Below are 24,294 nucleotides of genomic sequence, written 5' to 3' on the forward strand. Positions count from 1 at the left end.
ACTTTATTCCGTATTCGGCATACGACAGGGATTACGAGCTAACTTTCCCAGCTTGGAATTGATCCATTGTGATCAGAACTTCCCTTGGCTTGCTTCCTTCGTATGGACCCACGATAGAGCGTGCCTCCATCTGATCGATCAACCTTGCCGCCCTTGTATATCCAATTCTCATCCTGCGTTGCAGCAGCGACACAGATGCTTGCTTCGCTTCAATGATAATCTGAACGGCTTGATCATAGAGTTCATCAAGCATTTCATTTCCTTCCGCCGATTCTTCTTCAACCTCAGGCACAAGATCTTCCTTGTACTCAGCTTCTGCTTGACCACGGGCGAAATTAACGAGCGTCTCAACTTCCTGATCCGATAAGAAAGCACCTTGCACCCTGATGGGCTTAGACATGCCAACTGGTAAAAACAGCATATCTCCACGGCCCAGAAGCTTCTCGGCTCCGACCATATCCAGAATGGTACGAGAATCGACTTGGGAGGATACGCCAAACGCAATGCGCGAAGGTATATTTGCTTTGATTACGCCTGTAATCACGTCGACAGAAGGCCTCTGCGTCGCAATAATCAGATGAATGCCGGCAGCACGAGCCATTTGGGCTAAGCGGGCAATTGAATCCTCAACGTCATTGGCAGCAACCATCATCAAATCGGCTAACTCATCCACGATTACAACGATATATGGAAGAACAGCCGCAGGGTTATCCGCCATTAACGTGTTATAACCCTCAATATTACGCGTAGCAGATTTCGAGAAAAGCTCGTAGCGGCTCTCCATCTCCACGACGATTTTTTTAAGCGCAAGCGATGCTCTTTTTGGATTTGTAACGACAGGCGCCAGCAAATGCGGAATGCCGTTATACACATTAAGCTCGACCATCTTCGGATCGATCATCAGAAACTTTACTTCATCCGGAGCCGCTTTGTACAAGATACTCGTTATGATACCGTTAATACAAACTGACTTACCAGAGCCCGTGGCTCCAGCTACGAGCAAATGGGGCATTTTCGCCAAATTCCCGACAATAGTCTGACCCGAAATGTCACGTCCGAATGCAATGGACAGCTTGGATGCAGCATTTTGGAAAGTGGCCGTTTCCATTACCTCGCGCATCGTCACGACGGATACCTCCATATTCGGAACCTCTATGCCGATAGCCGACTTCCCGGGGATCGGAGCTTCCATACGGATATCCTTAGCGGCGAGCGCTAAAGCGATATCATCAGTTAAACCCACAATACGACTAACCTTTACCCCTGTCGCTGGCTGGACCTCATAGCGTGTAACGGCTGGTCCTCTAACAACATCGAGCACCTTCGCGCGTACGCCGAAGCTTTCTAATGTAGCTTCCAGCTTCCTTCGGGAGTCGTACATATCCGTTGCATCAGCATTTTTGCTCATTAGGTTCGGCTTCGTCAGCAAAGAAAATGGCGGCAGCTGGTATGGCTTAACGGTCACAGCTTCCTCCGCAGATATTGGACGACGCGGTACCGCTTGCACGTGATTCTCATCCACTTCTAGTGCCTCTGAACCTGCTTGTAAATTTTCTGATGCTTGCTCGGATGCATCAGGCTCTTCGTTAATATCCGCATCGTCTTCCCAATCATCTGAATCAGAAGATTGCATTGACTCCTCAGCTCTAATTGGCGCAATACCGTTCTCAATCCAAGGCGCTTCATCTACGACTTCTGGTATATCGGGGTCAATAATGAAGCCTTTCTCATCGTTAACCCACGGTTCTGATTGCGTATGTTCAAGCTCATTTGGAACGGGAGCATTATGTATATCAGTACCTGATTTTTCCCAAGGCGCTTCTATCTCGTTCAGCCATGCCGGCTTGCTCCCTATTGCTGTATCAGCACTGTTTGGCTCAAATACCCAATCATCAAGCCCTTCCTCTTTGGTATCCGATTCCACTTTGTCAGCGGTAGACCGCCATGAGAAAAACAAGGATCTTCTTTTCTTAGGAGGAGCGGCTACGTAGTCGTCATGCTCGTCATCAATCGTGTCATCGTCGTCCAATTCACCTTGTCCAGTGCTTCCACTTGCTGCAGCTGACGCTCGTATAGTAGATCGCTTGGCCCATTTGGACGCCAGCAGCTTAAACATGCGCGTACCACGGCTGCTTACTACTCTCCCCAGCTCTACATAAGACTTGCCAGTCATGAGCATAATCGAAATCGCAAACATCACGAACATAATGAGTTTCGCACCATAATAACCGAATAATGAGAAAAACATGGCGTATTGAATTGCGCCTACGTACCCGCCGCTGATTTCCTTATCGCGGATAGGCAAATCGTTCTCCACTGGAACACTTATTAATAACAGCTGCAGATCGCTGCTTAACTGCTTAAATATTAACGTTCCGGTGAGATCTACGGTAGGACTAAGTTTTTGTTCAATTTCAGAGATCGAGCTCATCAATGTGAAAGCAAGCACCAAAATAAGCAAGCCTGTCCGCTTATTCGTCCATCCTTTGGGCCAAGCCCGTTTAATCATAACCGTTAATCCAATCACAATACCGACTACTGCGAGCACAAAATAAAACTTGCCGAGCACAAGTCCAAATAATTTGGATAACGAGCGCCCGACAGCCGCTTCCCCGGAGAGAGCAATAATGGAGATCGTAATAAGCAAAATGCCGTATACTTCGTATTTTAGGTTAGTACCTAATGATTTTCTTCGTCTCTTTTTTTTAGCCAATTCGGTCACCTCTGGTAAAAGATTATACCATAGGTGGGCAATTGTTCCTATGAGACATTCGTACGAACATCCGTTTGGCGTTATCGATATTGAATAATAGTACCTGGCGTGAATTGCGGGTTCAAATAATCATCTAGGCCACACTCGATTAACCTAACAATTTTCCCCATCCCAGGAGCAATGGGAATGACCTGCATTTTAACTCCGCTTGTCCATATCTCCTGCATGCTTTCCCTATCGTCATGAAAACCCTCGAGAACGACTTCTAAAGGCATATTCGTATAAAGCGTCATTGGAGCGTCACCTCCACTTTGCTTTGCTTGGCCGCTTCAATTCGATTATTCAGCTCTTTGAGCGCTTCTCCTAAACCGCCAACGGCATCAATTAGCCCGTGCTTTACTGCATCGGAACCAATAACCGTCGTACCAATATCACGCGTGAGCTCACCTGTCTTGAACATCAGCTCTTTGAAGATATGCTCGGACACATTAGAATGCGAGGTTACAAAACGTACGACACGCTCCTGCATCTTATCCAAATACTCAAACGTTTGCGGGACTCCGATCACTAATCCGTTCAGCCTTATCGGGTGAATCGTCATTGTCGCGGTTTCAGCGATAAAAGACATATCTCCTGCAACAGCGATCGGGACGCCAATGGAATGACCGCCGCCAAGGACAAGCGTGACCGTAGGTTTCGTTAAAGATGAGATCATTTCGGCTATGGCTAGTCCTGCTTCCACGTCACCGCCGACTGTATTGAGCACAATAAATATGCCTTCAATTTTATGATTTTGTTCTGCTGCGACTAGCTGAGGAATAAGATGCTCGTACTTGGTCGTTTTATTCTGCGGCGGTAATACAAGGTGACCCTCTACTTGCCCGATAATCGTCATACAAAATATGTTTGATTCCGTCATTGCTGGTGTCGCGGTCTGACCTAGCTGTTGAATCGTTTCAACGACAGCACTTGCTTTCCTTTTGTCATCTGCATTTGGTTCGGGCAGCTCTGCTGTAATATCCATACGTGAATGCCAATACATGTACAATCCCCCTCTTGTGATATTGCTTGTCATAGTATGGGGTCTCTCGTCGAATTTATGCAGTTGCAACCCATCTGTTAGCAGATATAAAAAAAGAATCGCTTGTATCCGCCGCGGCAATTGCGGAGTGGACAAGTGATTCTCTTCTTTTTAAAATTATTGTATTATACTTCCATTATAATAGGCAGGATCATTGGACGACGACGGGTTTGCTCGTACAAAAAGCGACCAAGCGCATCCTTCACATTCGTCTTAAGCGAAGCCCATTCATTGACTTTATCATTCATCAAACGTGTTAAAGTCGATGTAACAATGCGGTTCGCCTCATCAAGAAGACCTTCGGACTCCCGTACGTAGACGAAACCACGCGAGATAATATCCGGACCAGACAAGATCGCTCCGTCTTGCTTGCTGAGTGTAACAACAACGACTAGAATACCGTCCTGCGAAAGCAGCTTGCGGTCACGCAATACGATATTACCAACGTCGCCGACGCCCAAACCGTCAATCAGAACGTTACCTGCTTGTACTTTCGACCCTTTGCGACCGTTTCCGTTCTGGAATTCGACAGTATCTCCGTTATCAATAACGAAAATGTTCTCACGTTCAATGCCGATTGCTTCTCCCAGCTTCGCATGTTGACGAAGCATACGGTACTCACCATGAATCGGAATAAAATATTTCGGTTTGATGAGGTTAAGCATTAGTTTCAGTTCTTCTTGGCTGCCGTGACCGGATACGTGAACGCCGGATACCGAACCGTTGCCATAGATGACATTCGCGCCAAGACGGAATAATTCATCGACTGTACGACCAACATAACGTTCGTTACCTGGAATAGGCGTTGCTGCAATGATAACGGTATCGCCAGGAAGGATATCCACCTTGCGGTGAGTGGAGCGTGCCATGCGCGTAAGCGCCGACATCGGCTCGCCTTGACTGCCTGTACATAAAATAACGACGCGATCAGCTGCAAGCTTATTGACTTCCTCCGGCTCGATAATCATGCCTTCTGGAATATTCAAGTAACCAAGATCGGATGCAATGCCAACAACATTAACCATGCTGCGTCCGACAACAGCGATTTTGCGTTTTGTCGCGATGGCAGCGTTAATGATTTGTTGAATACGGTGAACGTTCGACGCGAATGTCGCAACAACAACGCGCTGTGATGATTTGCGGAAAATATCTTCAAGGTTGTCTCCAACCTGAGCTTCCGACGGTGTGTAGCCAGGGCGCTCAGCGTTCGTACTATCGGATAAAAGTGCCAATACGCCACGTTTTCCGATTTCGGCAATGCGTTGCAAGTCTGCAAACTGTTCATTAACCGGAGTATGATCAAACTTAAAGTCACCTGTATGGACAACAGTACCTTCCGGGGTGTCTAAGCTAACGCCAACGGAATCTGGGATACTGTGGTTTGTTCTGAAGAATGACGCACGGATGGTTCCTAATTGAATTTCGCTGTCTGCGTTGATAAGAATACGCTTCGTTTCTCCAAGCAAGCTAGCTTCCTTCAATTTCCCTTCAATTAGGCCCATTGTAAGTTTTGTAGCATATAACGGAACATTTAGGCTTTTCAATACATATGGCAATCCGCCGATGTGGTCTTCATGACCATGCGTAATAATAATTCCGCGAACTTTGTCGCGATTTTCAGTAAGGTAGGAGATATCGGGTATTACAATATCAATCCCGAGCATGTCCTCTTCTGGAAACTTCAAGCCCGAGTCAACGACAACGATGTCATTGTTATACTGGATAACGTACATATTTTTTCCGATTTCGCCTACTCCGCCTAGTGCAAAAATGAGCAGTTTATCCTGGTTGTTCTTCTTAGACAAGTGTATCTTTCCTCCTTAAAATTTTGCGAAGCGAAAACCGCTTCGTAATCATCTGTTAAATTTGTCGAAGCAATTTCGCTTCAGAGCATCTGATTATTTTTGCGAAGCTAGAATGGCCTCGTAATTATTGTGTTTATATGGAAAAGCAAAGCTAAACATTACTTATCCATAGGTGTTGTGATGCCGAACTTCTCGCTACCTATGCACGTGTTTCGTCAGATGCCGCTCTGACGTTAAGTTCATTTCCAAATATTTGCCGCACCCAGTCACTTGAAATCATTATACATGAAGAAAAAGCTGGAATACAAGTGAAACACGATATTGCTATTTTGAATTAGGTTTCCCCAAAAAATAAAACCGATGCTGGACGCACCGGCTGGGATAACTAAAATCGAATAATTATGCCAATAAATTGCGTAGGAATGCGGCCTCAGCTTCATTAACGGTAACGAGCGGCAATCGAACCCCGCCAACTGAAACGCCTTTTAAGCCTAATGCATATTTTACTGCCACTGGGTTAGGCACAGGATGCGGACAGTAGAATAGACCTTTGAACACAGGCAGCAGCATTCCGTTAATACGAGCAGCCTCCTGAACATTGCCGTCTAAATGAGCTTGAATAAGCTCTTTCATCTGAACGCCCACGATATGACTAGCTACGCTGATAATACCATAGCCGCCTACAGCCAAAGACGGCAGCGTCGCGCTGTCATCACCGCTGTATACTCTAAAGCCTTCAGGTGCTCCGCTAATAATTTGCGACAGCTGTTCCGTATTAGCACAATCCTTTGTCGCAATAATATTGTCGATTTGAGCTAAACGAAGCGTTGTATCCGCAGAGATATTTACGCCTGTACGGCCTTCCACGTTATACAAAATAATCGGCAGAGTCGTTGCTTCTGCGATTGCTTTGAAATGCTGGAAGAGTCCTTCTTGGCTAGGACGATTGTAATAAGGTGCGACAAGCAGGATTCCATCAACGCCAGCAGCTTCAGCATCTTGGGTCAAATGGATGGAATGGGCCGTATTGTTGCTGCCTGTACCTGCAATAATTTTGCAGCGTCCGTTTGCATGCTTGACAGCAAATCGGAACAGTTCCAGTTTCTCCTCATCGGAAAGAGTCGGTGATTCACCAGTCGTACCTGACACGACAAGGCTGTCGCTCTGCTGTTCCTCAATTAAATAATCGATCAATTGGCCCGTTTTTTGCCAATCAATATGACCATCCCCATCAAATGGTGTAACCATTGCGGTAATCAGTCTTCCAAATTCCATCTGAATTCCTCCTAAAAGTGTTGCTCTCTATCGATGAAGCTCGAACTTCGCGTGGAGAGAACGAAGTGCCTCAGCCATATCCGCTTCACGAACGAGCACCCAAATCGTTGTATTTGAATCAGCAGATTGCATAATGGAAATCCCTTGCTCCGTCAGCGCTTCCACGATACGTGCCATAACGCCGGGTTCCCCGTTCATTCCTCCGCCTATTACAGATACTTTTGCACAGCCATTAATGGCAGAAGGGGCAAAACCAGCCTCTACCAATACCTTTACTGCTCGTTCTGCATCTTGGTCAAAAACAGTATATATTGCACCGCTAGGCGTCACATTAATAAAGTCTACGCTAATACGATGCTTAGCCATCGATTGAAAAACCTGTAGCTGTACGTCATTTCGGCCTTCAATCGCTTTCACTGAAATCTGGGTAATCCCAGAAACGTGAGCAATGCCGGTAACATGCCTATCCTTGACAGATAGCTCTGCTTTCAGCTCAGCTGAATCCGTAACAAGCGTTCCAGTTTCTTTGGAAAATGTTGATCTTACACGCAGCGGTATGCGTGCTTGCTGTGCAATCTCCACAGCACGAGGATGAATGACCTTCGCGCCTTGCCTAGCCATATTGCAGATTTCAGCATAACTCACTACAGGCAATGGTTTCGCTTCCTCAACAATTCGAGGATCGGCTGTCAATATGCCATTCACATCCGTATAGATATCAACCATCTCTGCTCGAAGCGCTGCTCCTAGAGCTGTAGCCGAAGTGTCGCTGCCGCCTCGTCCTAGTGTTGTCGTATCGCCATGCGCCGTGCTTCCTTGAAAGCCCGTTATAATAACGACGGTACCTTCCCGCAAATGTGCAAGCACCTTTTCTGGTCGGATTTCTTTAATCCGTGCATGCCCGTACTGCTCGTCAGTCATCATGCCCGCCTGTCCGCCAGTGAGGACAACGGAAGAAATCCCGCTCGCATGGAGTAAGCTGCATAAAGCAGCTGCGGAAATAATCTCTCCGCAGCCAAGCAGCATATCTCGCTCGCGAGCCGGCAAGCTGTCGCCATTATCACGTATCATCTGCAATAAAGTATCTGTTGCATAAGGATCACCCTTGCGTCCCATAGCGGAGACAACAACGACAATGGCAAAACCATCGTTTCGTTCTCTAGTAATATGTTCGATCACATGTTCTCTGGCATCATTGGTAGATAGTGAAGTGCCCCCGAATTTCTGAATCAGGATGCGCATAATATAATCCTCCATGATCGATCCCAGGAAAAAGCAAACAATGACCTGCTTAATACATTAACCTTTTGAAATATGTTCTGCGATTTGTACGGCATTCCATGCTGCGCCTTTGAGCAGGTTATCGGATACAATCCACATATTAAGTCCGCGCTCAAACCCAAGATCGCGTCTCAAGCGACCAACAAAAACATCCGGCTTGCCGGCAGCCTCAGTCGCTAGAGGGTACTGCTGATTTGCTGGATCATCAACAAGCGTTACGCCCGGTGCGTCCGCAAGCAGCTGTTTAACCTCTTCCAAATCGTAGTCGTTTTTAAGTTCCACATAAACAGATTCCGAATGCCCGTATACAACAGGAATACGAACGCAAGTCGCCGTAACCTGAATCGACTCGTCACCCATAATCTTTTTTGTTTCGCGAACCATTTTCATTTCTTCTAGCGTATAGCCGTTGTCCTGGAACTTATCAATCTGTGGAATCGCATTGAATGCAATTTGATGCTTAACAGGCAATGAACCCACAGGTAGAATAGCGGGATTTACTTCTTCTCCATTCAACGAGGCAGTTGTCTGACGAAGCAGCTCATCGATTGCAAGGCTCCCGGCGCCGGATACTGCTTGATACGTAGATACGATAATGCGTGCTATTCCGTAACGATCTTGAAGCGGCTTAAGCGCAGCTACCATTTGGATAGTGGAACAATTGGGATTAGCGATTATACCCTTATGCTCGCTAATCTTCTCTAGATTGACTTCAGGGACGACAAGAGGAGTATTCTCGTCCATACGAAATGCATTCGTATTGTCAATACATACTGCTCCATGCTCAACCGCATGAGGCGCAAGCGCTTTTGTTACGTCGCCGCCCGCGCTGAACAACGCGATTTCAATGCCTTTGAAGCTATCAGGTGTTGCTTCTTCAACCGTATGCTCCTGACCTTTAAAGGTAATGATTTTACCTGCGGAACGGGCAGAAGATAATAGCTTTAATTGTTTGATAGGGAAGTTTCTGGACTCGAGTAAATGTAGTATTTGTTCTCCAACTGCGCCTGTTGCACCAACCACTGCAACATTAAACAATCGCTGATTCGACATTTGTAGTCGTCTCCCCTCGTCCATCTGTCCTTAATGCCGCTCGACAAGCAGAGGCTGCAGCTGTTTGCCTTGAAGGGCAGCTTCGCATGCTTCCAAGACCAAATCCATTCTAGCAACAAGCGAATTCGGCTTCTGCACAGGATTGTCTTGGCCAAACGGTACAAAATAAATATGTTTAGCCACTAATAGCTTCGCTATGTTAGCAGCATTTAAACCTAGTCCATCATTCGTCGAAATCGCAAGAACAAGCGGGCGTCCATTGCGCATTTGCGCTTTGGCGGCCATAAGAACGGCACTATCCGTTATCGCATTCGCTAGTCTGCTTGTTGTATTTCCAGTACACGGTGCAATTACAAGCACATCTAGCAGCTTGGATGGACCTAGCGGCTCCGCCTGCACAATCGTTGAAATAATTTCATTTCCTGTAATCGCCTTAAGCTGTGTCTGCCAATCCTCGGACTTGCCAAACCGCGTATCCGTAGTCATAATCGTATTCGATACGATCGGCACCACATTCGCACCTGCATCGACGAACCGTTTAATTTCTGGCATAACCTCAGCAAACGTACAATGTGAGCCTGACAAAGCATAGCCCACCGTAATTCCAGACCAATTCATATCCCATTCCCCCGCTTAATCGTATCGTCCAAAATCAACTGTGATAAGCAATCCGCCATGATACGTCCAGCTGTTTTGGGTGCGACGATACCGGGAAGTCCGGGCGCGAGCATCGCTTTAATCCCGCGCTTCTCTGCAAAGCGGAAATCAGTGCCGCCAGGCTTCGATGCGAGGTCAATAATGACGGCCCGCGAAGGTAAATTTGCGATAATTTGCGCTGTGACTATCATAGTCGGAATTGTATTAAAAAGCAAGTCAATATTGCTCACATGCTGCAATAAACCACTGATGTAGAAAGGCTCAAAGCCCATTTCTGCCGCTCTTGCGAAGTGCTCGGAACGACGTACGCCAACCTTCACTTTAGACCCTAAACCCTTCAACGTACGTGCCATCGTGAAGCCCGTTCTTCCGAAGCCCAGGACCATGGAAGAGGAGCCATGAATTGTGATATCCGTATTCTGAATCGCCATCATCAAAGCGCCTTCTGCCGTCGGGATCGAATTGTATATCGCAACATCGTCACGGTCAAACAGCTCGACTAACGACAAGGAATGTTTCTCGCAAAGCTGGCGCAGATAAGACTTTGCCATTCCGGTGTAAACCGTGCAGTGTTTAGGCAGCTTCGAAAAATGCCCCTCTGTTACTTGCATCTCCCGGTCGCTGAATACAGCGTGAATGATACCTTGGTCATCGGTACCTACCGCAGGCAAAAGCAGTGCATCGACAGCTTCAAACAACTGTTCCTCAAACTCCGCCTGAACGGCTCCGTCCAGCGATGAATGTAAGCCGTCAAATCCTGATATAGTGACTGAAGCATCAAGCTCTGTCAACTTGCGAATGACCTCAAGCTGCCTTGCATCACCGCCAAGCAACAGCACTCGGACGCCTGTTAGCATTAAGCTCCACTCCTTTCTTGCTAATCGCTCAAGATCATCTTATGCTTGCGCCCAGAGCGGGGTGAAAAATAAAAAAAGATCGGGCAAATAACCCGATCTTCTTCCAAGTTGGAACTTATATGCAATTGCTTACTCTAAACGCCTGTATGACCAAAGCCGCCCGCGCCTCGCACCGTTTCGGGAAGCACTTCCGCCTCGATAATGGAAACCGCTGGCACAAGCTGAAACACCATTTGCGCGATACGCTCGCCACGTGTAATGGTAAATGGTTGCTGCCCCAAATTAACAAGCAGCACCTTCACTTCACCGCGATAATCGGCATCAATCGTACCTGGAGAATTCAAGCAGGTTATGCCATGTTTATATGCCAAACCGCTCCGCGGCCTGATTTGCGCTTCAAGCTCTCCAGGCATCGCCATCGCAAAGCCTGTTGGAATAAGCTTGCGCTCTCCTGGCTGCAGCTCGATTGATTGTTCAACGGCTGCTTGCAGGTCGAAGCCCGCGGCCCATTCAGACATTTTTTGCGGAACAGCAATATCCTCATTTCCAGATAAACGCTTAAACAGTACCTGATACAAATTGATTCCTCCCCAATTGCGCTGCTGCCTTATCATTCGAGCCTACCATCGCTACGGAAAAAGGAACGGACAGCATTCTTTTCGTAACCTCAACCACATGCGACATCTCTACAGAATCGATGCGGTTCAGCAATTCATCCAATGTGTAATGCTGGCCTAACATCAGCTCGTTTTTGCCGAGACGGTTCATCCTGCTGCTCGTGCTCTCCAAACTTAAGATCAGGCTCCCCTTCAATTGCTCCTTGCCGCGGTGCAGCTCATCCTCGCCTAACCCTTTGACGGATAGCTCATTAAGCTGTTCCATCGTCAAATCAAGCACGTCTTTGGTTTGTTTCGGCGCAGTACCGGCATATAGCGTAAATAACCCGGTATCCGCATAAGAAGTATGATAGGAGTAAACGGAATAGGCAAGGCCGCGCTTTTCCCTAATTTCTTGGAATAGCCTGGAGCTCATGCCTCCACCTAGAGCGTTGTTCAGCAGAATCATGGCATACAAATGTGAGTCCGTAATCGAACAGCCCGGAAACGATATGCATAAATGGTTTTGTTCCGTTTTCTTCTTGTAGAACAGATAATCGCCATGAAAGGATGGTGCCGTCACGATCGCGGAAGCCGGCTTGCTATTGGTGAAGCTGCCGAAATGCTTTTCCAAAAGCGCTAATAAACTTTGCTCTTCTACATTGCCTGCAACACTGATAACGACATTCTCCAGCGTGTAGTTGTCATTCATGTATCCGCGCAGCGTCTCTGAAGTCATCGCCGTCAACCGTTCCTCTAGCCCCAAGATGGAGTAGGCTAACGGATGGTCACCGAATGCAGCACGTGACGCTTCGTCATGCACTTTGTCATCGGGAGTATCCTCGTACATCGATATTTCTTCAAGTATGACATTCTTCTCCTTAGCCAATTCCTCTGGATCTAGCTGCGAGTTGAAAAACATATCGGATAAAGCGTCAACGGCGAGCGGCAAATGCTCATCAAGCACTTTGGCGAAATAACATGTGTATTCTTTGGAGGTAAACGCATTTACATTGCCTCCAATTCCATCGAACAGATCTGCAATGTCCTTTGACGTACGGCTTTCTGTTCCTTTAAAAAGCATATGTTCAATAAAATGCGAAATCCCGTTGTTTTCCGGCGTCTCGTTTCTTGACCCAGTTTTGACCCAAATGCCAAATGAAACCGATCTAACAGTCGGTATGTATTCAACAACTACGCGTAATCCGTTGCTCAGCATATATTTGTTCATCAGTAGTCCTCCTAGTGTTTCGATCGGCAAATCGAAATGCAGACAATATCATTAAAAATATTCGCCTTACAAAACTCGCATCGTTAAACATGCTTTCTTGAACATGAATGTTTTTACTATAGCAGAATCAGTCGGCTCCCTCAACCGCAGCAGGAAGCCGTTTAGAAGAAAGCGTTTCGCTTACCGTTCCGATCGCATACCCTTTTGCTTTTGCAGCCGCTATGATGCCCTGAAGCGCATCACGCGTCGTTGCTGTTGGGTGCATTAAGATTAAAGCTCCAGGCTCAAGCTTGGCGGATATTTTTCTAATAACCGAGTCCGCCGGCGGCTTCTGCCAATCAATTGTATCGATCGTCCATAACACCGTCTTCAACCCCATCTCCTCGGCAATCTGAACGGTCGTTTGGTTGAAAGAACCTGAAGGCGGAGCAAACCATTTGTTATTAACGTGAAGCTTCGTTTTCAGAAGCGCTTCTGTCTTTGCAATTTGGTTATATTGCGATTGTCTGTCTAGTGCTTTCATATCTGGATGCGTATAGGCATGATTGGACATTTCATGCCCTTCAGATTGAATGCGGGATGCGAGCTCCACATTTTTGTATAACCAGCTTCCATCCAGAAAAAAAGTTGCCTTTACGTTTTCACTCTTCAGTGTGTTAAGAATGGCATCCATGAATTCATTGCCCCATGCCACATTAATCATTAGAGAGATCATCCTCTTATTAGAGTTTCCTCGATAGATCGGATGCGGTCCCAAATCATTCAGCTTAATTTGAGGTTCAACTTCTTTGAAGACATATTGAATTGTTTCTGCTGGCAGTGCAAGCAAAGCAGCTTCCAATGTTTTTTCCACATCCACTTCCAAACCATTGTAACCTGGAATGGCTCTCCACACACGGTCGATACGCGCGTTTACTGGTGAAACCTTTAGTTTATCAGCTTCTGTCTGGATAACCGCCAACAATCGATCGCGCTCTTTCGTCCCGATATATATGTTTGTTGTTGCTGTAACGTTGTCTTTATACTTAATAGTAGCCAGATATCTAGAAACATCCTCATTCATGCTTACCAGTGCAAGCACGAGCAGCATGCTTGATACAATCATCGCTGCCTTCCTCACCATCATTTCGTCCACTCCCATAAAAGTCCTAGCATGCCTTTTAAGCTTGACCTTAAACCAGCATGTTAATTCATATGTATGAATCATTGGACGAGTTTATGCAGCAGCTCCACGCTGTTAACGATGATGTAGGCAACAAAAAGCAAAAAAGAGCCAGATTGAATCTGTCTCTTTTCATATTTCACATATATGGACCATAAACATAAATGTCTATTGCGGTGCAGCTTCAGTCGTCATCAACACTTTTGCAGACAAGTTAATTCGTCCTTGTTGATCGATTTCAGTTACTTTCACCTTAATTTGATCGCCGATGTTAACAACATCTTCCGTTTTGGCAACACGTTCAGTTGACAGTTGGGAAATATGGACAAGTCCATCTTTGTTCGGTAGAATTTCAACGAAAGCACCGAACTTCTCAACGCGCTTAACCGTACCTAGGTAGATCTCACCAACTACAACCTCTTTCACGATACCTTCAATAATGGATTTGGCTTTTTGGTTCATCTCTTCATTAGAAGAAGCGATAAATACCATTCCATCCTGTTCGATATCGATTTTGACGCCTGTTTCTTCAATAATCTTGTTGATAATCTTGCCGCCGGCACCGATTACATCACGGATTTTGTCCGGATTGATACGAAGCGTCAAAATTTTCGGAGCATATTTGGATAAGCTAGTCCGAGTTGTCGGCAGGCTTTCAAGCATTTTGCCAAGTATGAAAATACGTCCTTGACGGGCTTGCTCAAGCGATTGCTCTAATATTGCACGGTTGATGCCGGCAATCTTAATGTCCATTTGAATGGCCGTTACGCCTTCAGCTGTACCTGCAACCTTAAAATCCATATCTCCAAGGTGGTCTTCCATCCCTTGAATATCCGACAAGATCGCGAAATGGTCGCCATCTTTGATGAGACCCATAGCAATTCCTGCTACTGGAGCTTTGATCGGTACCCCTGCATCCATCATAGCCAGCGTGCTAGCACAAATACTTGCTTGCGAAGAGGATCCATTTGATTCAAGCACTTCAGATACAAGGCGAATTGTGTAAGGGAATTCCGCTTCAGATGGAATAACCTTCGACAATGCTCGTTCGCCTAATGCGCCATGACCAATTTCACGACGACCTGGTGGACGAAGTGGGCGAGCTTCACCTACGCTAAATGGAGGGAAGTTGTAATGATGCATAAACCGTTTTGTTTCCTCAGGCGAAATGCCGTCCAAAATTTGAACATCACCCATTGCACCAAGCGTACAAATACTTAGCGCTTGTGTTTGTCCACGCGTAAACAATCCTGTTCCGTGCGTTCGCGGAAGAATCGCAACATCACATTCAATTGGACGAATCTCATCGAGCGAGCGACCATCCGGACGGATCTTGTCGTGTGAAATTAGACGGCGTACCTCTTCCTTCACGATATCATAAAGCACTTCCTTGACATCAGACAGAAGCTCAGGCGTATCAATATATTTCTCTTCAAAATGGGCAACAGCCCCGCTATTTACTGCATCAATTGCGTCTTGACGAGCATGCTTTTCTTCTACTTTAATTGCATCGACTAAACCAGCAGAAGCATATTCACGTACATCGGCATTAACTTGCTCATTGACTTTGCGCAGCTTAACTTCCATCTTCGGTTTGCCGGCAACAGCCTGCAATTCTTCGATTTTAGCTACAATCTTTTTGATTTCATCATGTCCGAACATGATTGCTTCAAGCATCACGGATTCAGAAACCTCGTTCGCTTCGGCTTCTACCATCATGATGGCATCTTTCGTACCGGCAACGACCACGAAAATATCCGTTTCTTGGCTTTGTTCAACGGTCGGGTTAATGATAAATTGACCGTTTACTCGGCCCACATTAACGCCGCCAATTGGGCCGTCAAACGGTACATCGGAAATCGATAATGCCGCAGATGTACCAATCATTGCAGCAATTTCAGGCGAGCAATCTTGATCCACGCTCATAACGATGTTCATTACTTGAACATCATTACGGAAGCCTTCTGGGAACAATGGACGAATAGGTCTATCTGTAAGGCGGCTCGACAGAATAGCCTTCTCACTTGGACGGCCTTCACGTTTAATGAATCCGCCTGGAATTTTACCAACCGCATACAAACGCTCTTCATAGTTAACCGTTAGCGGAAAGAAATCCAAATCCTTTGGACCCGCAGAAGCTGTCACTGTACATAATACGACAGTATCTCCATATTGCACGGTTACTGCAGCATTTGCTTGCTTTGCAAGACGGCCTGTTTCGATGGATAGCGGTCTTCCGCCTACTTCCATCTCAATTCGTTGTACCATTATATCCCTCCTATACGTTTCTATGTAGACTATTTTACTGCAATACGCAGGTAATTATAGGTGCTTCCCTATTACAAAAAGCAACCCGAATCCGCTTATCCGTTATTCCCGGACGGCAGGACAACCAGGTTGCTTTTCATTACGCATAGTTTAGCGGCGTAGGCCGAGTTTTTCGATCAATGCGCTGTAACGTCTAACATCATTGTTTTTAAGGTATGCAAGCAGCTTACGGCGCTGACCTACCATCTTGAGCAAACCACGACGGGAATGATGATCTTTCTTGTGCTCCCGCAAATGTTGAGTCAAGTTAACGATGTTTTCAGTCAGGATAGCCACTTGAACTTCCGGAGAACCGGTATCAGTTGCATGTGTCTTATGCGTCTCAATCAGTTCGTTTTTACGTACTTGTGTAATTGCCATCCTAATTCACCTCCTTCTTGATAATCGCCAATAGCCACGAAGCCGTCGGTGAGAACGGACATCCAAGCTAAGGTTAAGTTAATGAATACTTCATACAAATCGTATGACTACTCACAACGTTGTATAGTATAACATATATGTTGGACAAATGTCGAGAAGGATAACATTAGTTTGCAATGAAAACTGTTCACAAACCAACTATTCGGAATACCCGAGTATCTCTTTCGCTTGCCGAGAATCAGTACCGATTTGTTCAATCAGCTCTGTTATCGAATCAAACTTCTTCTCTGACCTAATAAATGAAATAAATTGAAGACGCAGCTGCTCATCATAGATATCGCTGTTGAAATCGAATAAATGAGCTTCCATTACGGGCTGCAGACCATCCTTGTTGAAGGTTGGCTTCAGTCCATAATTCAAAACACCGGAATACGCTTTGCCGTCTAACCAAGCTGTAACCGCATAAACACCTAAACGTGGCGTTATATATGGTGCTGTTATCTGGAGGTTTGCAGTTGGGAAACCGATAGTCCTACCTCTTTTATCTCCATGTACGACACTGCCTGTTACTTCATAAGGACGTCCGAGCAAGCGTTCTGCTAGCTCAATCTCCCCTTGCTCCAACGCTTCTCGTATATAAGTACTGCTAACTTTAATCCCATTCTCGAATAAAGGCTCAATGACTTCGACAGAAATATCGGGTTGACCCAGCTTCATCAAGGCATCAGCATTGCCGAGTCCTTTATGTCCAAAATTAAAGTCAAAACCCACTACGACATGTTTGGCCCGCAGTGTACGCAGTACTTCAGCTACGAAACGCTCTGGTGAGACCGAAGCGAATTCCGTATCGAATCTCATTATAAAGACCAGGTCCACTCCAAGCTCGGCAAATAAAGCAGTTTTCGCATCAAGTGGAGTTAGACAACGATAGTATTGCTCGCCTTGCCCTAGCACTTCCTTCGGATGCGGATCAAATGTTAAAACCGCCGATAGCATATCAGAGCCCTTTGCTTCATTAACCGCCTGGCGAATGACGTTTTGATGACCGCGATGGACACCGTCAAAATGGCCGATTGCTATGGAAAGCGGTTTGTCCAGCGATAACATGGACAAACCGTTTAAAGGGAAACTTAATGGAATTATTTCCAACGCTGAAACACCTGCATTTCCTTTTAGCTTTCTAGAACGTTTATTATGCCGAAAAAACTTTAATTGGCTTGAAAACAGCAGAACCAAAGTCAATCTGGAAAATACCAAGAAAAGAGCCATGCTCGTTGTAAAGACGTACTAGCTGCTCATTCTGCATAATGTCCAAATGGATACCAGAATGGGCAAGCCCTACCTTCTGTCCCATTAAAGCAAGCCGGCCAATCGATTCAGGAACGCTTGCGCGCTCTAAATGCGTAATCGCTTCATCGGCGGGAATCAGATGGTTATTCAACTTTCCTGCTTGCTGCAATTCCTCAATTTGTTCAAGCGTCAAGCAGCTTTCCTTCGTAATGCCGCCAGACATCGTTCTCGTCAGGTGAGCCATTGCTGCAGGAACCCCTAGCGCTTTACCAATGTCCACACATAACGTGCGGATATATGTACCTTTGGAGCACACGACAGAAAAAGTTACTCTCGGTTGATCAAGCTCAAGCTGAAAATCCAGAAGGTTGATTTCATGAATAGTCACCTTCCGAGACTTCCGTTCCACCGTTTTGCCTTCTCTTGCAAGCTCATATAAACGCTTGCCATCAATTTTAACGGCTGAATACATCGGAGGTACTTGTTCGATCTCACCAATGAAACCAGTCAAAGCTTGACGAACCTCTGCTTCTGTTACAGATACTGATGCTTGGCTTTCGACCACCTTACCGGTTAGATCCTCCGTATCGGTTGAGATGCCAAGCTGCAGTACTGCTTCATAGGATTTCGGACGCTCCTGCACGTATTCAACGACTCTCGTTGCACGTCCAAGACATAGAGGCAATACGCCGGTGACCATAGGATCAAGCGTGCCTGCATGTCCAATTCGTTTCATCTTTAACACTCGGCGAACTTTAGCGACCACATCGTGGGAAGTCCAGCCTTCGGGCTTCCAAACTGCCAAAATGCCGTCCATCGATTAAACCAACGCCTTTCTCACTGCTTCAACTAACACGGCAATCGAAGTCGGTAACGAGCCTTCCAGACGACAGCCTGCCGCCCGAACATGTCCTCCGCCACCGAATTGCTGCGCAATGGCAGCCACATTGGCTTTACCGGCTGAACGTATGCTCGCTTTAACTGCACCATCTTCTGTTTCCTTGAACAAAATACCCACTTCAACCCCATCGACATTCAACGCGTAATTCACGATTCCTTCAAGATCCTCAGGAACAGCGCCTGTTTCGCGAAGATCATCCTTTCCGATATAAACCCAGCCGATTTCCTGGTTATCTGAGAAAGTAAGTCGATTCAAGGCTAATTGAAGCAGCTTGAGTTTGGCTCTTGTCATTTTCTCAAGGAGATGATCTGCAAGTTCATTTCCCGATACTCCCAATGCAAGAAGCTGCGATGCAATTTCCATTACACGCGGGCTCGTATTGGAATAACGGAATCCGCCTGTATCGGTTAATAAACCGGTATAGATTGCTGTTCCGCAGTCCAGATCACAAGCGATCCCAGCTCTTTCTATCAAATCGAACAAGATTTCAACGGTAGCTGCTGCTTCTGCACGTATGACATTGACCGTGCCAAATCCATTATTGGTCGGATGATGATCGATATTGAGCAGCTTTGCATCAGGTGCAAAGCTGCTCGAAACCTCACCGATCCGTTTGAAATCAGCGCAGTCAATGGATATCACCGCATCGAATTTCCGCTCCGGAATGGCATTCTTATAATGAATAATGGAATCAAATTGATTCAGAAAGCTAAGCCGCGAAGGCAGCTCGCTTTCATTAATCAGAATAAAGGTTTTACCCAGCTTTTCAAGAAGCCAGCCTATAACGACAGTCGAGCTTATCGCATCCCCATCAGGCTGAACATGAGAAACAACCAGAAAGTCATCGTAAGTTCTCATAAATGCCAGCGCTGCATCGAGCTCCTTTAAATAGCTGCCTTGTTCCATCATCGAGCCGAATTTCCGTTATTGATATTTTCAAGCAAAGCCTCAATTCGGCTGCCGTATTCAATACTGCTGTCAAATTTAAACAGCAATACTGGCGTATGACGCAGTCTCATGCGCTTGCCAAGCTCTGTACGGATAAACCCAGTTCCGCTAGCAAGCGCTTTTAGCGTTGCTTCCTTCTGCTCTTCGCTGCCAAGTACACTTAAGTATACTTTTGCTTGAGAAAGGTCGCTTGACGTTTCTACGCCTGTTACGGTAATAAAGCCGATTCTTGGATCTTTAAGCTCAGTCTGTATAATCTGGCTTAGCTCTTTTTTAATTTGTTCGCCAACCCGTCCTACCCGGATTTTAGCCATACTATACTCACCTCTCTACTGATTCCATGACAAACGCTTCAATCGTGTCGCCTTCACGAACATCGTTGTAACGATCTAGCGTAATGCCGCATTCGTAGCCTTGTGCTACTTCCTTGGCATCGTCCTTGAAACGTTTCAAGGAATCGATTTTGCCCGTAAAGACCACTATGCCGCCGCGAATCAAACGCGCTTCCGCGGAACGTGTGATTTTACCGGAAGTAATCATACAGCCTGCAATTGCGCCAACCTTCGTCACTTTAAATACGTTACGAACCTCAGCGTGGCCGATTACAACCTCTTTGAAGATTGGATCAAGCATGCCTTTCATTGCCTGTTCAATTTCATCGATTACGTTGTAAATAACGCGGTGCATACGGACATCGACTTTTTCTTGGGCAATTGTTGCTTCTGCCTGCGGATCAGGTCTAACGTTAAAGCCGATTACAATCGCATTCGAAGCGGATGCCAATATAATATCGGACTCCGTAATCGCTCCAACGCCGCTGTGAATGATCTTAACGCGAACGCCTTCGATATCGATTTTGGCTAACGAGCCTTTTAGTGCTTCAGATGACCCTTGAACGTCGGACTTGATGATAACGTTCAGATCTTTAATTTCACCATCTTTGATGTGGTTATACAGATCATCAAGCGTTACGCGCGTATTAGCGCCCATATCCGATTGACGTTGTTTAATCGAACGACGATCAGCAATTGCGCGAGCTTTGCGCTCATCCTCAAATACCATGAACGGATCGCCAGCTTGCGGAACTTCAGTTAATCCTGTAATTTCTACCGGAGTTGAAGGACCAGCTTCTTTTAAACGGCGGCCTTTGTCGTTAACCATTGCTCTAATACGGCCGAAACAGTTGCCGGCAACAAAAGCATCTCCGATTTTCAATGTTCCGTGTTGTACGAGAATACGGGCAACTGGACCTTTTCCTTTATCGAGCTCGGCTTCGATAACCGTTGCTCTTGCACGCTTATCAGGGTTCGCTTTGTAGTCGTTAACTTCAGCAACAAGCAGAATCATCTCAAGCAAACCTTCAAGACCGATTCTTTGCTTAGCGGAAACCTCGACGAAAATCGTATCGCCGCCCCACTCTTCCGGAACAAGCTCATATTCAGTCATTTCTTGCTTGATTTTTTCTGTGTTCGCTTCAGGCTTATCAATTTTGTTTACCGCTACGATAATAGGTACACCGGCAGCTTTGGCATGATTGATCGCTTCAACGGTTTGAGGCATGATGCCATCATCGGCTGCGACAACAATAATCGTAATATCGGTAACCTGTGCACCGCGCGCACGCATTAGCGTAAACGCTTCGTGACCCGGTGTATCTAGGAAAGTAATTTTCTTGTGGTTGATTTCAACCTGGTACGCACCAATATGCTGTGTAATACCGCCTGCTTCTCCACCAGTAACGTTTGTTTGACGAATAGCATCAAGCAAAGTCGTTTTACCATGGTCAACGTGACCCATAATGGTAACAACTGGAGGACGTGTTACTAAATCTCCATCCTCGTCTGACTCCTCAACCGTTTCGAAGGAATCTTCCTCAACCGGAATTTTCACTTCTACTTCAACGCCGTAATCAGTAGCGATCAAATGAATCGCATCCATATCGATCTCTTGGTTGATAGTAGCCATAACGCCTAAGAAAATTAGCTTCTTAATAACTTCTGAAGCATCCTTATGAAGCAATTTGGCAAGTTCGCCGACAGTCATTGTACCGCGAACGATAATTTTTTTCGGTGTATTGTCAACTTTCTCGCGTGGCGGCTGTTGTTGGAACTTGCCACCGCGACCTTTTTGACCGCCACGGCCGTTGTTGCCTCTGAAGCCGCCTGGCTTGCCGTCTTCAAATTTCTTCTGGCCTGGTCTTGCATTTCTGTTGTCGTTTCCGCGCGCTTGCCCCTGCGCCGGCTTGGAGTCAAAACGACTTTGACCGGATGGAGCAGGACGACTGGAAGCATCTTGGCGCGGAGCGCTAGGACGACTAGCTGAACTGCCTTGTCCTCCTTGCGGCGGGCGGCTCTGTCCTCCAGATGATGGACGGTTGCCTTGTCCGCCTTGGCCTTGCCCTGGACGACTGGAGCTGCCTTGTGAAGGACGGCTGCCCTGTCCGCTTTGAGCTGGACGGCTGGAATTGTTGCTGCCCTGTGAAGGACGGCTGGAATTGCTGCTCTGTGCTGGACGATTATTGCTGGATGCTTGCGCTGGACGACTCGTTTGTTGTCCGGCTGGTCGTTGTTCGGATTGTTGCTCTGTGGTTTGTGGTTTCGTATTAATAGAATTCATAGGCCCCTGTCTGTCTTGCGTAGTATTTTTGTTTTCCTGAATCAATTGCGGCTTTCGTTCCTGCTGATGCGGCTGCTGCGATTGCGGCTTGTTGGCAGTAGGCTGTGCGGAGGAAACCGAGACGTTCGTCGTTTCCTGTGCGCGCTTAACGGCAGCGTTTTGTTTGATATTGCGAAAAAACCCTTCGACTTTGTTTACCATTTCATTTTCCATAACGCTCATATGGTTATTAACTGGCAAATCCAGTCTTTTTAGAATCGTAATAATTTCTTTGCTGCTCATATTAAGTGACTTGGCATACTCGTAAACGCGCAGCTTATCTTTATTATCCTTGCTGTCTTGTTTATTGTCCAATATGATCCACCTCCGTATTATGGCTCAGATGACTCGCAATCATTTTTCCGAACTGCATATCGGTTACCGCAAGCACAACCCGTTCTGGCTTACCAATCGCCCTACCTAGTTGCTCACGATCGAATGCTTCGGCGAGTTGTATTCCGTAGGTGTTGCATTTGTCACGAAATTTTTTCTTCGTATTGTCTGAAGCATCTCCTGCGATGATAACGAGAAATGCTTGTTTGTTTCTGACGGCTTTGAGGACAATTTCATCCCCTGTAATCAGCTTTCCCGCACGCATCGCCATGCCAAGCTGTGATAAGCTTTTATTCTGCTTCATCGCTTATCAGCTCCTTATTCGCGATAAACTGCTCCTCTACCGCTACGAAATCCTGCTCGAGCTGGTCATATATATGTTCTCCAACTTGCTGTTTCAACGCTCGATCGAGCGCTTTGGATTTTTTCGCCAGTTTAAAACAGCTCACTTTGCCGCATAGATACGCGCCGCGTCCAGCTTTTTTCCCTGTCAGGTCAATCTGCACCTCTTCGGCCGGTGTCCGCACAATCCGGATGAGTTCCTTCTTCGGTTTCATGTCCTGACAAGCGACGCATTTGCGAAGCGGTACTTTTCTCGGTCTCATTGCACACCCCTCCTCTGCCAGCTGAATTGACGCTATCATTGCCGAAACGGATTAATCGATGGATACCGAGTCTTGGTGCATAATGGTAGTCAACGATTTCGGACGGCCATATTCTTGCTCCGCTTGCGTTTCACTTTTAATATCAATCTTCCAGCCAGTCAGCTTAGCTGCCAGCCTTGCATTCTGACCCTTAATGCCAATCGCAAGCGAAAGCTGGTAATCAGGAACGATTACCCTTGCCATTTTCTCTTGTTCGAATACGATAACTTCAAGCACCTTCGATGGGCTAAGTGCATTCGCAACGTACTCATCCACGCTTTCAGACCAACGAACGATATCGATTTTTTCGCCTTTAAGCTCGTTTACGATCGTCTGAACGCGCAGTCCTTTTTGACCGACGCAAGATCCTACCGGATCAACTTCGGTGTTGCGGGAATGAACCGCAATTTTGGAGCGGAAGCCTGCTTCGCGGGCAACCGAGCGAATTTCTACTACGCCGTCGTAAATTTCTGGCACTTCAAGCTCGAACAAACGTTTGAGCAAGCCGGGGTGCGTACGGGATAAAATAATTTGAGGACCCTTAGTCGTATTCTCCACTTTCGTGATGTAAGACTTTACGCGATCGCCGTGCTTAAACTTATCGGTAGGCATAAGCTCAGTAAGTGGAAGTACCGCTTCGACCTTGCCAAGATCCACAAACAAGTTGCGGACATCCTGACGCTGAACGATACCGTTAACGATATCTTCCTCTTTATCGATAAATGCGTTATAGATCAGTCCACGCTCAGCTTCGCGAATGCGCTGCGTTACGACCTGTTTAGCGGTTTGGGCCGCAATTCGCCCGAAATCGCGCGGCGTAACCTCAATATCCGCAATGTCATCGATTTGATAATGCGGATTGATTTCACGAGATGCCTCTACCGTAATTTCAAGACGCGGATCAAGCACTTCGTCGACAACCGTTTTGCGTGCATAAACTTTAATTACGCCAGTATGGCGGTTAATGTCAACACGCACATTCTGCGCGGTATTAAAATTTCTTTTGTAGCTGGAGATAAGCGCAGCCTCAATCGCTTCAAGAAGAATATCCTTCGAGATTCCCTTGTCTCTTTCTATTTCTTGTAATGCTTCAATAAAATCCATGCTCATTGGACTGAATTTCC

Annotated in this window: 22 protein-coding genes; all 22 read right to left on the reverse strand. The window is 46.4% G+C overall.

Features of this window, described 5'->3' with window-relative positions; all coding sequences use genetic code 11:
* Positions 1 to 31: 31 nt before the first annotated feature.
* The 22 genes from FHS16_RS10220 to nusA all read right to left on the reverse strand — a co-directional run bounded on the left by FHS16_RS10220 (position 32) and on the right by nusA (position 24,280).
* Positions 32 to 2,713 carry an FtsK/SpoIIIE family DNA translocase gene (locus tag FHS16_RS10220; protein ID WP_183561633.1) on the reverse strand — a complete coding sequence of 894 codons (2,682 nt, stop codon included), beginning with the start codon at positions 2,711 to 2,713 and terminating at the stop codon, positions 32 to 34.
* Positions 2,714 to 2,793: 80 nt separating this feature from the next.
* The gene (locus FHS16_RS10225) at positions 2,794 to 3,006 is read right to left on the reverse strand and encodes a YlzJ-like family protein (RefSeq protein WP_183561636.1); all 213 of its coding nucleotides are present in this window, start codon (positions 3,004 to 3,006) and stop codon (positions 2,794 to 2,796) included.
* Entirely contained in the window at positions 3,003 to 3,737 is a 735-nt protein-coding gene (locus FHS16_RS10230; protein WP_183562114.1) for a ClpP family protease, read from the reverse strand. Before FHS16_RS10230 ends, FHS16_RS10225 begins: the two co-directional genes overlap by 4 nt.
* Before the next feature lie 182 nt (positions 3,738 to 3,919).
* Positions 3,920 to 5,599, reverse strand: coding sequence for a ribonuclease J (locus FHS16_RS10235; RefSeq protein ID WP_138751535.1), 1,680 nt, complete (start codon positions 5,597 to 5,599; stop codon positions 3,920 to 3,922).
* Positions 5,600 to 5,998: 399 nt separating this feature from the next.
* Complete coding sequence (gene dapA / locus FHS16_RS10240; RefSeq protein WP_183561638.1) at positions 5,999 to 6,874, reverse strand: 4-hydroxy-tetrahydrodipicolinate synthase; 876 nt, start codon at positions 6,872 to 6,874, stop codon at positions 5,999 to 6,001.
* Positions 6,875 to 6,901: 27 nt separating this feature from the next.
* Positions 6,902 to 8,116: an aspartate kinase gene (gene dapG, locus FHS16_RS10245; protein ID WP_183561640.1), complete on the reverse strand. Its 1,215-nt coding sequence runs from the start codon at positions 8,114 to 8,116 to the stop codon at positions 6,902 to 6,904.
* Between the two features lie 57 nt (positions 8,117 to 8,173).
* Complete coding sequence (locus FHS16_RS10250) at positions 8,174 to 9,208, reverse strand: aspartate-semialdehyde dehydrogenase (RefSeq protein WP_183561642.1); 1,035 nt, start codon at positions 9,206 to 9,208, stop codon at positions 8,174 to 8,176.
* Between the two features lie 30 nt (positions 9,209 to 9,238).
* Entirely contained in the window at positions 9,239 to 9,826 is a 588-nt protein-coding gene (locus FHS16_RS10255) for a dipicolinate synthase subunit B (RefSeq protein WP_183561644.1), read from the reverse strand.
* A complete protein-coding gene (gene dpsA / locus FHS16_RS10260) occupies positions 9,823 to 10,722 on the reverse strand; it encodes a dipicolinate synthase subunit DpsA (protein ID WP_183561646.1) in 900 nt (299 codons plus the stop codon). The genes FHS16_RS10255 and dpsA overlap by 4 nt, the downstream gene beginning before the upstream one ends.
* A 134-nt stretch (positions 10,723 to 10,856) precedes the next feature.
* Positions 10,857 to 11,300, reverse strand: a complete 444-nt coding sequence (dut, locus tag FHS16_RS10265; protein ID WP_281379055.1) for a dUTP diphosphatase — start codon at positions 11,298 to 11,300, stop codon at positions 10,857 to 10,859.
* Complete coding sequence (locus FHS16_RS10270; protein ID WP_183561650.1) at positions 11,281 to 12,549, reverse strand: M16 family metallopeptidase; 1,269 nt, start codon at positions 12,547 to 12,549, stop codon at positions 11,281 to 11,283. Before FHS16_RS10270 ends, dut begins: the two co-directional genes overlap by 20 nt.
* 127 nt (positions 12,550 to 12,676) lie before the next feature.
* Positions 12,677 to 13,675 (reverse strand): polysaccharide deacetylase family protein, encoded by a 999-nt coding sequence (locus FHS16_RS10275; RefSeq protein ID WP_183561651.1) that lies wholly within the window; start codon positions 13,673 to 13,675, stop codon positions 12,677 to 12,679.
* 204 nt (positions 13,676 to 13,879) lie between these two features.
* The gene (gene pnp, locus FHS16_RS10280) at positions 13,880 to 15,979 is read right to left on the reverse strand and encodes a polyribonucleotide nucleotidyltransferase (RefSeq protein WP_183561653.1); all 2,100 of its coding nucleotides are present in this window, start codon (positions 15,977 to 15,979) and stop codon (positions 13,880 to 13,882) included.
* A gap of 150 nt (positions 15,980 to 16,129) precedes the next feature.
* Positions 16,130 to 16,399: a 30S ribosomal protein S15 gene (gene rpsO / locus FHS16_RS10285; protein ID WP_053375765.1), complete on the reverse strand. Its 270-nt coding sequence runs from the start codon at positions 16,397 to 16,399 to the stop codon at positions 16,130 to 16,132.
* Between the two features lie 198 nt (positions 16,400 to 16,597).
* Complete coding sequence (locus FHS16_RS10290; protein ID WP_183561655.1) at positions 16,598 to 17,548, reverse strand: bifunctional riboflavin kinase/FAD synthetase; 951 nt, start codon at positions 17,546 to 17,548, stop codon at positions 16,598 to 16,600.
* A 43-nt stretch (positions 17,549 to 17,591) separates the two neighbouring features.
* Positions 17,592 to 18,506, reverse strand: coding sequence for a tRNA pseudouridine(55) synthase TruB (gene truB / locus FHS16_RS10295; protein ID WP_183561657.1), 915 nt, complete (start codon positions 18,504 to 18,506; stop codon positions 17,592 to 17,594).
* 3 nt (positions 18,507 to 18,509) lie between these two features.
* The gene (locus tag FHS16_RS10300) at positions 18,510 to 19,499 is read right to left on the reverse strand and encodes a DHH family phosphoesterase (RefSeq protein ID WP_183561659.1); all 990 of its coding nucleotides are present in this window, start codon (positions 19,497 to 19,499) and stop codon (positions 18,510 to 18,512) included.
* A complete protein-coding gene (gene rbfA / locus FHS16_RS10305) occupies positions 19,496 to 19,852 on the reverse strand; it encodes a 30S ribosome-binding factor RbfA (protein ID WP_054028943.1) in 357 nt (118 codons plus the stop codon). The genes FHS16_RS10300 and rbfA overlap by 4 nt, the downstream gene beginning before the upstream one ends.
* A gap of 7 nt (positions 19,853 to 19,859) precedes the next feature.
* Positions 19,860 to 22,436, reverse strand: coding sequence for a translation initiation factor IF-2 (infB, locus tag FHS16_RS10310; protein WP_246431712.1), 2,577 nt, complete (start codon positions 22,434 to 22,436; stop codon positions 19,860 to 19,862).
* A gap of 61 nt (positions 22,437 to 22,497) precedes the next feature.
* Entirely contained in the window at positions 22,498 to 22,830 is a 333-nt protein-coding gene (locus tag FHS16_RS10315) for a L7Ae/L30e/S12e/Gadd45 family ribosomal protein (protein WP_183561662.1), read from the reverse strand.
* Positions 22,817 to 23,131 carry an RNase P modulator RnpM gene (rnpM, locus tag FHS16_RS10320; protein ID WP_183561664.1) on the reverse strand — a complete coding sequence of 105 codons (315 nt, stop codon included), beginning with the start codon at positions 23,129 to 23,131 and terminating at the stop codon, positions 22,817 to 22,819. Before rnpM ends, FHS16_RS10315 begins: the two co-directional genes overlap by 14 nt.
* A 51-nt stretch (positions 23,132 to 23,182) precedes the next feature.
* Positions 23,183 to 24,280, reverse strand: a complete 1,098-nt coding sequence (nusA, locus tag FHS16_RS10325; RefSeq protein ID WP_183561666.1) for a transcription termination factor NusA — start codon at positions 24,278 to 24,280, stop codon at positions 23,183 to 23,185.
* Between the last annotated feature and the right edge of the window lie 14 nt (positions 24,281 to 24,294).

Origin of the sequence: Paenibacillus endophyticus, assembly GCF_014192395.1 — a bacterium.
Taxonomy (GTDB): Bacteria; Bacillota; Bacilli; order Paenibacillales; family Paenibacillaceae; genus Pristimantibacillus; species Pristimantibacillus endophyticus.

Excerpts from the sequence above, each read along its gene's own strand:
- FHS16_RS10230 (WP_183562114.1), bottom strand. The coding sequence starts at position 3,737 with ATGGATATTACAGCAGAGCTGCCCGAACCAAATGCAGATGACAAAAGG.
- rbfA (WP_054028943.1), bottom strand. The coding sequence starts at position 19,852 with ATGGCTAAAATCCGGGTAGGACGGGTTGGCGAACAAATTAAAAAAGAG.
- rpsO (WP_053375765.1), bottom strand. The coding sequence starts at position 16,399 with ATGGCAATTACACAAGTACGTAAAAACGAACTGATTGAGACGCATAAG.
- FHS16_RS10270 (WP_183561650.1), bottom strand. The coding sequence starts at position 12,549 with ATGAACAAATATATGCTGAGCAACGGATTACGCGTAGTTGTTGAATAC.
- FHS16_RS10300 (WP_183561659.1), bottom strand. The coding sequence starts at position 19,499 with ATGATGGAACAAGGCAGCTATTTAAAGGAGCTCGATGCAGCGCTGGCA.
- dapA (WP_183561638.1), bottom strand. The coding sequence starts at position 6,874 with ATGGAATTTGGAAGACTGATTACCGCAATGGTTACACCATTTGATGGG.
- dpsA (WP_183561646.1), bottom strand. The coding sequence starts at position 10,722 with ATGCTAACAGGCGTCCGAGTGCTGTTGCTTGGCGGTGATGCAAGGCAG.
- truB (WP_183561657.1), bottom strand. The coding sequence starts at position 18,506 with ATGGACGGCATTTTGGCAGTTTGGAAGCCCGAAGGCTGGACTTCCCAC.
- pnp (WP_183561653.1), bottom strand. The coding sequence starts at position 15,979 with ATGGTACAACGAATTGAGATGGAAGTAGGCGGAAGACCGCTATCCATC.
- FHS16_RS10315 (WP_183561662.1), bottom strand. The coding sequence starts at position 22,830 with ATGAAGCAGAATAAAAGCTTATCACAGCTTGGCATGGCGATGCGTGCG.
- rnpM (WP_183561664.1), bottom strand. The coding sequence starts at position 23,131 with ATGAGACCGAGAAAAGTACCGCTTCGCAAATGCGTCGCTTGTCAGGAC.
- FHS16_RS10225 (WP_183561636.1), bottom strand. The coding sequence starts at position 3,006 with ATGACGCTTTATACGAATATGCCTTTAGAAGTCGTTCTCGAGGGTTTT.
- FHS16_RS10275 (WP_183561651.1), bottom strand. The coding sequence starts at position 13,675 with ATGATGGTGAGGAAGGCAGCGATGATTGTATCAAGCATGCTGCTCGTG.
- infB (WP_246431712.1), bottom strand. The coding sequence starts at position 22,436 with ATGAGCAGCAAAGAAATTATTACGATTCTAAAAAGACTGGATTTGCCA.
- FHS16_RS10250 (WP_183561642.1), bottom strand. The coding sequence starts at position 9,208 with ATGTCGAATCAGCGATTGTTTAATGTTGCAGTGGTTGGTGCAACAGGC.
- dapG (WP_183561640.1), bottom strand. The coding sequence starts at position 8,116 with ATGCGCATCCTGATTCAGAAATTCGGGGGCACTTCACTATCTACCAAT.
- FHS16_RS10255 (WP_183561644.1), bottom strand. The coding sequence starts at position 9,826 with ATGAATTGGTCTGGAATTACGGTGGGCTATGCTTTGTCAGGCTCACAT.
- nusA (WP_183561666.1), bottom strand. The coding sequence starts at position 24,280 with ATGAGCATGGATTTTATTGAAGCATTACAAGAAATAGAAAGAGACAAG.